Raw genomic sequence first — 12168 nt, forward strand, 5'->3', positions numbered from 1 at the left:
ATCACTGCGGTAGTGGTCGATATCTTGTTTCGCTAAGGACAGTTCATTGCGCATCATACTGCTTCTCTTCACTTTGCTAAGTCCACTTGCCCACGCTGAGCCGCTCTATTGGTTGGCACAAAAGGGCAATACTCGATTGCTCATTTTAGGCTCGATACATGTTGGCAAACCAAGCTTATATCCCCTTCCCGACGAAGTAAGACAATTTCTTGCTAACAGTGATGGCTTAATCGTCGAAGCCGATATTCGCGAGGGAAAATCGCCTCGCCTAGCTAAACCTAAGTGGAGCTCCCAAGAGGTTTTAAATCGCCAACAAACTAAAAAACTGCAGAATATCGCCAAGCAGTTGAGTCTCAACCCAAGCGCGCTATTGAAGCTACCGCCATGGGCGAGCGCCCTGCAAATACAATTGGCACTCTTTGACAAAATTGGTTTAAGCCCAGCTTATGGGGTCGACACGACGATGATTGCATTGGCCGATAACCAACACGTACCAGTATTGGGATTAGAAACCTTACAATTTCAACTTAATCTACTGGCTACACTGCCCAAAGGCGGAAAGGCGTTGCTAACCAATACACTCTCAGAGTCTGATAATGGCACAAAAATGGGCCGTTGTTTGATCACTGCTTGGCAACAAGGGGACGCCGCCGCCCTCACTAAATTTTCTGATCTCAGCTCATTCTCAGACGATTTTGATAATAAGCTTTTGTATAGTCGGAATAAGAGCTGGGTAAAGAAAATCACCTCAGATGATTTTTTACCGAGTAAGAATGGTCGCTACACCATGGTCGTTGGGGCTATGCATTTAATTGGGCCAGGCAACGTCTTGAATTTGTTAAAACAACAGGGTTACTCAATCATTCAACGATCAACAAGCACATCCGCGCAGTGTCAGTTTGAATAAGGTCAGTTTGAGTACCGTCAGTTTAAGTATACGCAGTCGAGATAAGATCGGTTGGCGTAATACCTTCGATTAAGAACTTCAGAAACGAAAAAGGCCTCGACAATGTCGAGGCCTTTAGAAGGTGGTCGGTGAAGAGGGATTCGAACCCCCGACCCTCTGGTCCCAAACCAGATGCGCTACCAAGCTGCGCTATTCACCGAGAACGTTACTTTGGGTCTTGCCCGTAACTGAGGTGTATATTACTGAATATTTCCCTGCGTGCAAGTCATTTTCTAAGATTTATTTGCTTTTAACGTACAACTGCTCAAGTTAACGTCAAACGCTTAAAACTCACACCTAAAGCGTGTGTTTATTGCTCACTCAATTCTATGTAAATGTAAATTAGTGACCTTATTCACCTCACATCAGAGATATTGATATACTCTTTGGATTGATATTTTATCCGGTGAATTGCCATGTCAGATCAAGATACCGATTTATTCAAACAGATGATGGCGGATGTCACGCCCATCGCACAGGACACTGCCAAGCTCAAAAAAGCCTTTCGTTCAACAGAAGCTCAGCAGACCAAACGAGCGGCCGCCATTTCCCTCAATGAGAACTGCGCTAAGTATTTATCGATTGATTATGCGCCCATGCTTAAACCCGACGATATTGTCGAGTTCAAACGAGATGGCGTACAAGAAGGCGTATACCGCAAACTCAGGCTTGGGAAATATCCGATTCAAGCTAAGCTAGACCTACACCGGAAAACCCTCAAAGAAGCTAGGGAGGAAGTCCTCAAATTCCTTAAACAATGTTTGAGGCTCGATATTCGTACCGTCATCATCATTCATGGCCGCGGCAGGCAAGCAAACCCACCCGCATTAATGAAAAGTCATGTGACACAATGGCTCGCCCAACTGACCGATGTGCAATGTGCGCATAGCGCACAACGCTTTCATGGCGGCGCTGGCGCGCTCTATGTATTGCTTAGAAAAAGTCAGGACAAAAAATTAGAGAACCGCGAGCGTCACCAAAAGCGCATGGGATAATTGAGCAAATAATGTTACACTGCGCGCCCTATCATCCGTTGTGAAACGTTAAGAGAACGCAATGACATCTATGACCACGACCAAACGCCTTAATAAATACATCAGCGAAACAGGATTTTGTTCGCGCCGAGAAGCAGACAAACTCATTGAGCAAGGCCGTATTACGATTAACGGCAAAACACCTGAGAAAGGTACTCAAGTCGCGCAGGGCGACGAGGTATGTATCGATGGCAAACCTGTACGAGCAAAAGAAAAGCCGATTTATATCGCCTTAAACAAGCCAACAGGCATCACTTGTACTACAGAGCGTGATATCCCTGGCAACATTGTCGACTTCATCGGTCATAGCAAGCGTATCTTTCCGATCGGGCGTTTAGACAAGCCTTCTGATGGCCTGATTTTTCTTACCAACGACGGCGATATCGTCAATAAAATCTTGCGTGCAGGCAACAACCACGAGAAAGAATACGTGGTACGTGTCGACAGACCAATCACCGCAGATTTTCTCAAGAAAATGGCCGCTGGCGTAAGAATCCTAGATACCGTGACTCTACCGTGTCAAGTCAGCAAAGAAACCAAGTTTTCTTTCCGCATCGTGCTAACCCAAGGTCTCAATCGCCAAATTCGCCGTATGTGTGAAGCGCTCGACTATCAAGTGCTCAAGCTACGACGCGTGCGCATCATGAATATCACCATCGACGGCATTCCAAATGGTCAATGGCGTTATATGAGTGAGGAAGAAATTAGCCAAATTTTGGCGATGTGCGATAACTCTGTTGGTACAGAAGATGCCTCACGCGAAGATCACAAAGGCAAACGTATACGCAAAGCCACCGATGCTAAGCTATTTGACAGCCGTGATGAAAATCGTGATTCAACCGCGCGTCGTAATCAAAAACAAACGACATTTCGTGGCAACAACGCCGACGAATTTCGCCGCAAGTCTGATACAAAACGACCGAATGATAAGTCGAGAAACTACGTAAAGCCGAGTAACCGGTCTGCTTCAACGTCTTCATCGGAAGAATCTGGTCAAGCTCCTAGGAAACGCGTGGCGGGTACTCTAAGCTTTAAAAAATAACAGCCTTACTTGTAATCAGAATGCACAATACTCGCCGAGTTTAGTCTACCGAGTAGACTCGGTGAGTTCAGCCCCATAATCACGACTAGCCATCTATTTCCCCTCAAAATTGTCTGACTTGACTGTTAACCCACTCTTCTGCTTTAGCATAATCATCAAAGAAATTACAAATCAGCTTATGATCCGTATCGCCTTTCTCCTGATGCTTGTGTAGTAAGAACTCACACAACTTGGAATCACATACGATGCACTGAATCTTTAGGTTACTTTCAATCAGCTTGGCAAGCGAAGGATCCCATCCAGACAATACTTCGGGAGACGTAAATTCCCATTCGAGCAGATCAACAAAAAACACCCAGGGTTGGTGCTTTAAGTGTTCCACTTCAGAAAATACGTGCGCCGTACATTGCTCTGAGGCTTGTTGATTCCACGAACCCCACATTTTTAATCGGAGTTGATGCGGACGAACCTCAATAGAATAGTCACCATGTAGGTTAGGGCGATAAGTCATGATTCAATCTCTAACAGTCACAATAAAAAGACATTACTATTTTAGTTCACGAGAAAGAACTTTGTCGGGGAAGTGTAGGCCCTGATTTAGATTGCCTAGAACGACTAGAGTTTTAAGAATAGAGGTGAAAAAGCGCGCTGGACTAAGTAAAAGTCAGCTTGCAAACATTGGGGTAGTATCATAGTCAACACTCATGCTGCATAAAAAAGGAGGCAATTGCCTCCCTTCATTACCAAGAATTATTTAGTGCCGAAGATCTTATCACCTGCGTCACCTAGGCCCGGTACAATGTAGCCTTTATCGTTAAGCTTCTCATCGATTGCCGCTGTGTACAGCTCAACATCTGGATGTGCTTTTTTAAGCGCTTCAACACCTTCAGGAGCCGCCACTAGCACCAATACTTTAAAGTTTGAGCAGCCTTTTTCCTTCAAAAGATCGATGGTCGCTATCATTGAGCCACCAGTTGCCAGCATTGGATCAACAACCAAAGCAATACGCTCTTCAATGTTAGAGGCTAACTTATTGAAGTAAGGAACGGGCTCTAATGTTTCTTCATCGCGATAAACACCGACCACACTGATGCGAGCGCTTGGAATATGTTCAAGTACACCATCCATCATACCAAGGCCTGCACGCAAAATTGGCACAACTGTTACTTTTTTACCTTTGATCTGATCGACGGCAACCGGGCCATCCCAGCCTTCGATGGTAACTTTTTCAGTTTCAAAGTCAGACGTCGCTTCATACGTTAACAGGCTAGCGACTTCAGCAGCCAACTCACGAAAGCGCTTGGTGCTGATATCACCTTCTCTCATTAAACCAATTTTATGTTTCACAAGAGGATGCATTACTTCAACAACTTTCATTTCCATCTCCATAGATAAAGGGAATTTTGAATAAACCGACTAAGTATACCTAAAGTGACGCGGCTTTTCAGTGCTGAAAACAAGGAAAAAAACTTGCGCAAACGTTTGCTATATTGCATTAAGCACTGGTAGAATAGCGCCGTTTTCCCATCCAACTCAAGATTGAGGGCTTCCCGTGAGCGGTAACAATTCTTCTTTAAGCTACAAAGACGCTGGCGTCGACATCGATGCAGGCAACGCACTAGTTGATCGTATTAAAGGCTCAGTAAAACGTACTCGTCGCCCTGAAGTGATGGGAGGCATTGGTGGCTTTGGCGCATTGTGCGAGCTTCCTGCTAATTATAAGCAACCTGTTTTGGTTTCAGGCACCGATGGTGTGGGCACAAAACTACGTCTTGCGTTGGAAATGAAAAAACACGACACCATTGGCATCGACTTAGTTGCAATGTGTGTGAACGACCTCATCGTACAAGGCGCAGAGCCTCTCTTTTTCCTAGATTACTACGCAACTGGCAAACTTGATATTGATACGGCTGCCGATGTTGTATCAGGTATTGCTGAAGGCTGTATACAAGCTGGCTGTTCATTGATTGGTGGCGAAACTGCCGAAATGCCGGGTATGTATGAAGGTGAAGATTACGATGTGGCTGGTTTCTGTGTCGGCGTCGTTGAAAAAGCAGACATCATTGATGGCACCAAAGTTGCTGCCGGTGATGCTCTGATCGCAGTCGGTTCTAGCGGCCCACATTCGAATGGTTACTCTCTCGTACGTAAGATTCTTGAAGTGTCTGGTGCTAGCAAAGATGAATTGCTTGATGGCAAAGCTATCGGTGAGCATCTATTAGAACCAACCAAGATTTACATCAAGTCGGCGCTGAAAATGATTGCCGAGCATGACATCCACGCGATTTCTCATATTACGGGTGGCGGCTTCTGGGAAAACATCCCACGCGTATTGCCTGAAGGCACAAAAGCGATCATCGACGGCAAAAGCTGGGAATGGCCAAGCATCTTCAACTGGCTACAAGAAAAAGGCAACGTGACGACGCACGAAATGTACCGCACCTTTAACTGTGGCGTTGGCCTAGTGATTGCGCTACCGAAAGACCAAGCAGACGCTGCCGTTCAACTACTGAACAACGAAGGCGAAAAAGCTTGGGTGATTGGTGAGATTGCCGATGCAAGCGCCAACGAAGAACAAGTCGAGATCAAGTAAATATGAAAAATATCGTTGTATTGATCTCAGGCAGCGGATCCAACTTGCAAGCGATCATTGATTCGTGCGCAGACAGTATCCAAGATGGAAAAGTGACAGCGGTTTTTTCAAACAAAGCTGATGCTTACGGCCTTGAACGTGCAAAAGCAGCGGGCGCTGAAGGCGTCTTTATTGACCCGAAAGCATTCGAGACTCGTGAAGCCTTTGATAATGAGCTAATGACGCGGATTGATACCTTTCAACCTGACTTGATTGTGTTAGCGGGTTACATGCGTATTTTAAGCAACGACTTCGTACGTCACTACATGGGCCGAATGATCAACATTCACCCTTCGTTGTTGCCGAAATACCCGGGCCTTAACACCTATCAGCGCGCCATTCACGCGGGCGACGAAGAGCACGGAACCAGTGTTCACTTCGTTACGGAGCAGCTAGATGGTGGTCCAGTTATCTTGCAAGCGAAAGTGCCTATTTTTGATGAAGATAGCGTCGAAGTACTGACCAAGCGTGTTCAAGTTCAAGAACATAGAATCTACCCTCTTGTGGTGAATTGGTTTGTGGAAGGCCGCTTAGAAATGAAACAAGGAAAAGCTTTCCTAGATGGTAAGCAGCTGAGCGTGTACGGTCACGCTGGCGAGTAACTCGTTGAAGTGGGCTAAAAGTAAGTCCACTTAAGCATATAAAAAAGGGATACATGACGTATCCCTTTTTTGATCTATACCAGCGATGTCTTGCTAAAGCGCCTAGGTTTATCTCTAGACAAGAACCAAGGTTTGTCACTAGAAAAGAGCCTAGGCTGGCGAAGGAAAATCTTAGCGCTTCTTTTTTACTTTAGCGGGTGCAAACGCAATATCGGTCAGCTGCTCCGCATTCCCTTCAAGCAACTCACCTTTTTGAAATACCGCGTATTCACCCGGCTTCATTCGGTGCCAAGTTTCATCATTGGTTAAAGGCTGAGTGGCAATCACGGTCACCACATCGTTCGGCGTGGTTTCTTCACGAAAATTAACCGTCACCTCTTCATCAATCAAACTGGCTTTACCAAATGGCGCGCGCCGAGTAATCCAATACAGGTGGTTGGTGCAATAAGCCATGACGTAGTCGCCATCAGATAGCAACATGTTATACACGCCTTGGCCACGCAGTTTATCGCAGCATTCAGTGATGAACCGAAATGCCTCACTCATATCTTCTGGGGTCTTAGGGTAACGATTTTCAAGCTCAGCCATCAGCCAACAAAATGAGAACTCGCTGTCGGTTTGCCCGACGGAGCGATGTCTGCCCGTTGGCCATGTTTCGTAATCCGATAGTTGGCCATTGTGAGCAAACGTCCAATACCGCCCCCACAATTCTCGAGTAAAGGGATGAGTATTCTCAAGATTAACCCCACCACGATTCGCTTGGCGAATGTGACTGATAACCGCTTGGCTTTTGATCGGATAGCTTTGTACTAACTCAGCAATTTTCGATTCAAAACCGGGGTTAGGATCTTTAAAGGTACGAAACCCCTTCCCTTCATAAAAGGTGATCCCCCAGCCATCACTATGGGGGCCAGTATTGCCCCCACGCTGGATCAAGCCAGTGAAGCTAAAACAAATATCCGTCGGCACATTGGCGCTCATTCCGAGCAATTCACACATAGGCTAACTCCCTTTTGTCATGGCTCTAATGGCTTCTATCCTATCCGCTACTAAGACGTGAAGCCAGTAAGCAGTTATTCCATTTCCTTCTCAATTAGCTGGATAATGATATGAATAATCTTGATATGGATTTCTTGAATGCGATCGGCATAACCAAAGTGCGGCACACGAATTTCAATATCCGCCAAGCCTGCCATTTTACCGCCGTCTTTACCCGTCAATGCGATGGTTTTCATGCCTTTCGCTTTGGCCGCTTCAATAGCATTTAGGATATTGCCAGAGTTCCCCGAAGTCGATAAACCAAACAGCACATCTCCTTTTGCGCCAACCGCTTCAACATAACGAGAGAAGACAAAGTCGTAACCAAAATCGTTACTCACACACGACAGATGGCTTGGATCTGAAATCGCGATACCTGGGTAACCCGGTCGGTTTTCACGGTAACGCCCTGTTAATTCTTCCGCGAAGTGCATCGAATCACAGTGAGAACCACCATTACCACAAGATAAAACCTTGCCACCTTGCTTGAATGAATCAGCGATCAATTTTGCAGCATTTTGGATCTGAGCCAGATTATTCTCGTCATTAATAAATTTAGCTAATACGTCTGCCGCTTCGGTCAATTCATTTTTGATTAGATCTAGGTACATAGGTTTCATTCTCTTCATCATCTAATAAAAGAAATATGTATTTATAGCCGTCTGGTGGCGTCTAAACCACAAACAGGCCTGTATGAACAAAGTGTACCTCATGCCTATAGGAGCCGATAGTGGTGGGGCCACAAATATCCTCACCGCCTCCAGCACTGCGCAAAATTCAACCAATAAAAACGGCTCACGATTAAGTAATAGAGCTTAAACTCTATTCAGATCACTATTCGAACAATTAGCCATTACAAGCACTTTACAATGCATTAACAAAGAAACAGAATCACTGGTACGACCACGAACATTAATCTACCAACCACCGGTTTTGTTAAAGGAAATTATCATGGAATCGTTACTCACCCTCGTAGGGATGGCCATTGTGCTCTCAGTGTGCAGCTACCATCGCTTGTCTCTTTATAAATCACTCTTGGCCCTTGCTGTCACCATGGCAGCGTTCACCATATTGGGGTTCACTGGCGTCATCGGTTGGCTAGTCTTTGTGGTTCTTGGCGCTCCCCTTTCTATTCCGGCAGTTAGGAAAGCACTAATAAGCAAACGCGCGCTTAAAGTGTTTAGAAAGATCCTTCCAGAAATGTCTCAGACCGAAAAGGAAGCACTGGATGCAGGGACTGTTTGGTGGGAAGCCGAGCTTTTCAAAGGTAAGCCAAACTGGAAACAGCTACACGACATCAATGCACCGAAATTATCTAAAGAAGAAAAAGAGTTTTTAGACGGACCCGTTCATCAAGTCTGCGCTATGGTCAACGATTTTCAAGCCACTCATGAGCTAGCTGACTTGCCTCCAGAAGTTTGGCAGTTCCTAAAAGAACATAAATTCTTCGCCATGATCATTAAGAAAAAATATGGCGGCCTAGAGTTCTCGGCTTACGCTCAATCATTAGTACTGCAAAAACTCACGGGTGTTTCTGCGCTGCTTTCTTCTACCGTTGGCGTACCAAACTCCCTTGGCCCCGGCGAATTGCTCCAACATTACGGCACTCAAGAACAACAAGATCATTACTTGCCTCGCTTAGCCCAAGGCAAAGAAATCCCTTGTTTCGCACTAACCAGCCCAGAAGCAGGTTCAGATGCGGGCTCCATCCCAGATTTCGGTGTGGTATGCAAAGGAGAATGGCAAGGAGAAGAAGTATTAGGAATGCGCCTAACTTGGAACAAGCGCTACATCACGCTGGCTCCAGTCGCAACCGTCCTTGGCCTCGCATTTAAACTGCAAGATCCTGAGAAACTACTGGGCGGCAAGAAAGACCTAGGTATTACCTGTGCCCTTATCCCGACCAATATTCCTGGTGTGGAGATCGGTAACCGCCACTTCCCACTTAATATTCCATTCCAAAACGGCCCAACACGCGGTGAAGAAGTCTTTGTTCCGATCGACTTTATCATTGGTGGTAAAGCGATGGCTGGTCAAGGTTGGAGAATGTTGGTGGAATGCTTATCGGTTGGCCGAGGCATCACTCTTCCTTCCAACTCAACAGGTGGGCTCAAAACCGCGGCCATGGCTACCGGTGCTTACGCTCGTATTCGCCGCCAATTCAAGCAACCTATCGGCCATATGGAAGGCATCGAAGAGCCATTGGCACGTATTGCTGGTAATGCTTATGTCATGGATGCGGCAAGCACACTCACAGTGGCGGGGATCGACTTAGGTGAAAAGCCATCGGTTATCTCTGCTATCGTCAAATACCACTGCACTCATCGTGGCCAGCAAGGCATCATTGACGCCATGGACATCGTCGGCGGCAAAGGGATCTGCCTTGGCCCATCGAACTTCCTCGCTCGTAGCTATCAAGGTGCGCCAATCGCGATCACCGTTGAAGGTGCCAATATCCTAACTCGTTCGATGATCATCTATGGCCAAGGCGCTATTCGCTGCCATCCATACGTGATTGAAGAAATGGACGCCGCTCACTCTAAAGAAAGCAACGCCTTAAACCGATTTGACGCCGCACTCACTGGACATGTTGGCTTCACCGTAAGTAACCTAATCCGCAGCCTATGGCTAGGCTTAACCGATGGACGCGGCTCTAAAGCACCAACCAAAGACCAAACCAAACGCTACTACCAGCAGCTTAACCGCTACAGCGCAAATATGGCCTTCTTATCAGACGTGTGCATGGCAATGCTAGGCGGTTCGCTAAAACGTAAAGAACGTTTATCGGCGCGTTTAGGAGATGTGCTGAGCCAGCTTTATCTTAGCTCTGCCACCCTTTCCCGTTATGAAATGGAAGGCCGTCAAATCGAAGATATGCCTTTAGTACACTGGGGTCTACAAGATAGCCTGCAACAAGCAGAGGTCGCGATTGAAGAACTACTGAGCAACTTGCCAAACCGATTTGTCAGTCGCGCTCTTAAAATGGTCATCTTGCCATTCGGCTCTATTCGCAAAAAACCAAATGATAGACTTGATAGCCAAGTAGCAAGAATTCTGCAAACGCCATCAGCAACTCGCTCTCGCATCGGCCGCCACCAGTTCTTAGAAGATTGCGCCAACAACCCAGTTGGGAGAATTGAAAAGGCGCTAGAGGTGATTCTCAAAGCCGAGCCAGTATTCAACAAAGTGTGCCACGCAACGTACACCAAACGTCCGTTCACAAACCTAGATCTTGTCGCTGAAATTGGGCTAGAGAACAAACTGATCACTCAAGAAGAAGCAGAGCTACTCATAGAAGCTGAAATTCGCCGCCTAGAAACCATCAATGTTGATGATTTTGAGCCTCAAATCCTTGCAGCTCTTAAACACTCACCAGAGGTGAATCAAGTCGCCTGAAAGGAAGATTAGAGATACCTTCTAATATAAAGTGGCCGTGCATGCGGCCACTTTATCTCTATAATAGCGATATTGACAATAATCAATGAGCTATTTCGGCATTAATCTAAAACGAAAATTGCCGCCCTTAATTCCTTCCATTTGATTCACAATGCATCTTCTTTGTAGCTACTTCTATACGGCAACTTTGTCCATTCCACGGAGCAGAAACCGTAAAATATACGAAACTGGGGCTAACACTAAATTCGGTGGCGTAAATAGTTGGGTAATCACCTTTCAAACCTAAACTTGTACCAGACACTTTGCAGTACCGAGATGTTTCTCCTGATTGAAACAATTTAACTGTGAGGCAAGGATCTGATTTTAGCTTATATACGGCATAGCGTTCTGTTCCTGTGTGCCCATCAAAGTCAGTTTGATAATAAGTATAGTTATTTACGTCCTTTGAAAAGGATACGAATGAAACCATTAGCAAGAAAAAACATGCAAACAACCTTGCTAAAATAAAAATTATTGACATAACAATTGGGGCCTTACTATCAACTTAAATAATTCGACTTGCAACTAATATCTTTCGTACCAAACTGAATCATGGGCAGGGCGGGAGTATACTTTACTTGCTTTTTAAGCAATACGTATCCGGGCTGAAAATCCAAGTCGATTTTCACTAAACTTGATAGGAAAGCACCAACTACATGGCTCAATAAACAAGCATCGCGATCGCCATTTGATCGATTAAGTTAGTATGATCTCACCCTGATATGGTCAAAGGTAAAAGCAATCGTCAACTCGAACTATTTTTACTCAGAAAAACATTCATACGGTAACTCTGGGAATTAAATAGTGGCGAGGAAAGAAAACCCAGAGAATTCTGACAACTTAAATTATCTTCACTAATAAAATCAGTATTATCTAATCATCATTCTTGAAGCACACACTTAATTGATTTCGTAAACACTGCAATTGTACAAGTTTGTTCACCCCAAGGAGCAGCAACATAAAAGGATACAGTATTTCCATGTACACCTTGGTCTGTAATCCAAGCACTTGGAGAGTCAACTCGTAAATCAATACCACTCTTATCCATTTTGCAATATCTCGTTTCCTCCCCCGTTTTAAATACCTTTATTCTCATACATGGGTCTGTCTTTAACATATAAGCAGTAAAACTTCCACTAGGATCATCTTTCGTGTCATTAGTCTGATAGTAGACATAATAAGATTGCTTATCTTTAGCCATGACATTAAATGACATGGCTAAAAAAACATTATGGTAAGAGATTTCATATTTAATCCATTATTAGTTGTTAAAACAACAAATTTAAAGTTAATGAAAATCAGTTCGGCTTGCACTCAAGACTAACACCCGTAATTAATAGACAGCTAACCTTCTCTTTACCGTTGGACACAGTAAATCTAGCTAACTTCGCATATACTCCAAATATTTTCACATCATATGACGTGTTTTTTCTGCTAAG

General features: G+C 45.0%; 11 protein-coding genes and 1 tRNA gene. 6 read left to right on the forward strand and 6 right to left on the reverse strand.

All coding sequences use genetic code 11. The features are described from left to right. Nucleotides 1-46: 46 nt before the first annotated feature. Complete coding sequence (locus tag L4C34_RS07600) at nt 47-907, forward strand: TraB/GumN family protein (RefSeq protein ID WP_428788742.1); 861 nt, start codon at nt 47-49, stop codon at nt 905-907. Between the two features lie 122 nt (nt 908-1029). On the opposite strand, the gene L4C34_RS07605 is transcribed toward L4C34_RS07600, so the two are convergent. Continuing rightward, nucleotides 1030-1106: transfer RNA gene (locus L4C34_RS07605), tRNA-Pro, on the reverse strand. A gap of 256 nt (nt 1107-1362) precedes the next feature. On the opposite strand from L4C34_RS07605, the gene smrA reads away from it, so the two are divergent. Then, nucleotides 1363-1941 (forward strand): DNA endonuclease SmrA, encoded by a 579-nt coding sequence (gene smrA, locus L4C34_RS07610; protein ID WP_428788743.1) that lies wholly within the window; start codon nt 1363-1365, stop codon nt 1939-1941. Nucleotides 1942-2002: 61 nt separating this feature from the next. Beyond that, the gene (rluF, locus tag L4C34_RS07615) at nt 2003-3022 is read left to right on the forward strand and encodes a 23S rRNA pseudouridine(2604) synthase RluF (RefSeq protein WP_428788744.1); all 1020 of its coding nucleotides are present in this window, start codon (nt 2003-2005) and stop codon (nt 3020-3022) included. A gap of 103 nt (nt 3023-3125) precedes the next feature. On the opposite strand, the gene L4C34_RS07620 is transcribed toward rluF, so the two are convergent. Both L4C34_RS07620 and upp read right to left on the reverse strand, forming a co-directional pair. After that, nucleotides 3126-3533 (reverse strand): hypothetical protein, encoded by a 408-nt coding sequence (locus L4C34_RS07620; RefSeq protein ID WP_428788745.1) that lies wholly within the window; start codon nt 3531-3533, stop codon nt 3126-3128. Nucleotides 3534-3772: 239 nt separating this feature from the next. Next, a complete protein-coding gene (gene upp / locus L4C34_RS07625; protein ID WP_428788746.1) occupies nt 3773-4399 on the reverse strand; it encodes a uracil phosphoribosyltransferase in 627 nt (208 codons plus the stop codon). Nucleotides 4400-4574: 175 nt separating this feature from the next. Between upp and purM the strand changes: the two genes are divergently transcribed. Together purM and purN are read left to right on the forward strand one after the other, a co-directional pair. Then, complete coding sequence (purM, locus tag L4C34_RS07630; protein WP_428788747.1) at nt 4575-5615, forward strand: phosphoribosylformylglycinamidine cyclo-ligase; 1041 nt, start codon at nt 4575-4577, stop codon at nt 5613-5615. A gap of 2 nt (nt 5616-5617) precedes the next feature. After that, on the forward strand, nt 5618-6256 hold the full coding sequence (gene purN, locus L4C34_RS07635) for a phosphoribosylglycinamide formyltransferase (protein ID WP_428788748.1): 639 nt from the start codon (nt 5618-5620) through the stop codon (nt 6254-6256). Between the two features lie 171 nt (nt 6257-6427). Here purN and L4C34_RS07640 read toward each other — a convergent pair whose 3' ends face one another. Further along, complete coding sequence (locus L4C34_RS07640) at nt 6428-7255, reverse strand: class II glutamine amidotransferase (protein WP_428788749.1); 828 nt, start codon at nt 7253-7255, stop codon at nt 6428-6430. Between the two features lie 74 nt (nt 7256-7329). Beyond that, entirely contained in the window at nt 7330-7905 is a 576-nt protein-coding gene (gene lpcA / locus L4C34_RS07645; RefSeq protein WP_428788750.1) for a D-sedoheptulose 7-phosphate isomerase, read from the reverse strand. A gap of 340 nt (nt 7906-8245) precedes the next feature. Between lpcA and fadE the strand changes: the two genes are divergently transcribed. Then, the gene (gene fadE / locus L4C34_RS07650) at nt 8246-10690 is read left to right on the forward strand and encodes an acyl-CoA dehydrogenase FadE (protein WP_428788751.1); all 2445 of its coding nucleotides are present in this window, start codon (nt 8246-8248) and stop codon (nt 10688-10690) included. A gap of 919 nt (nt 10691-11609) precedes the next feature. Here fadE and L4C34_RS07655 read toward each other — a convergent pair. Continuing rightward, complete coding sequence (locus tag L4C34_RS07655; RefSeq protein ID WP_428788752.1) at nt 11610-11945, reverse strand: hypothetical protein; 336 nt, start codon at nt 11943-11945, stop codon at nt 11610-11612. Between the last annotated feature and the right edge of the window lie 223 nt (nt 11946-12168).

The sequence above is a fragment of the Vibrio profundum genome, assembly GCF_050337555.1.
GTDB lineage: Bacteria > Pseudomonadota > Gammaproteobacteria > Enterobacterales > Vibrionaceae > Vibrio > Vibrio profundum.

Coding starts and splice junctions, on each gene's coding strand:
- smrA (WP_428788743.1), top strand. CDS start 1,363: ATGTCAGATCAAGATACCGATTTATTCAAACAGATGATGGCGGATGTC.
- L4C34_RS07640 (WP_428788749.1), bottom strand. CDS start 7,255: ATGTGTGAATTGCTCGGAATGAGCGCCAATGTGCCGACGGATATTTGT.
- rluF (WP_428788744.1), top strand. CDS start 2,003: ATGACATCTATGACCACGACCAAACGCCTTAATAAATACATCAGCGAA.
- lpcA (WP_428788750.1), bottom strand. CDS start 7,905: ATGTACCTAGATCTAATCAAAAATGAATTGACCGAAGCGGCAGACGTA.
- L4C34_RS07655 (WP_428788752.1), bottom strand. CDS start 11,945: ATGTCATTTAATGTCATGGCTAAAGATAAGCAATCTTATTATGTCTAC.
- fadE (WP_428788751.1), top strand. CDS start 8,246: ATGGAATCGTTACTCACCCTCGTAGGGATGGCCATTGTGCTCTCAGTG.
- L4C34_RS07620 (WP_428788745.1), bottom strand. CDS start 3,533: ATGACTTATCGCCCTAACCTACATGGTGACTATTCTATTGAGGTTCGT.
- upp (WP_428788746.1), bottom strand. CDS start 4,399: ATGAAAGTTGTTGAAGTAATGCATCCTCTTGTGAAACATAAAATTGGT.
- purN (WP_428788748.1), top strand. CDS start 5,618: ATGAAAAATATCGTTGTATTGATCTCAGGCAGCGGATCCAACTTGCAA.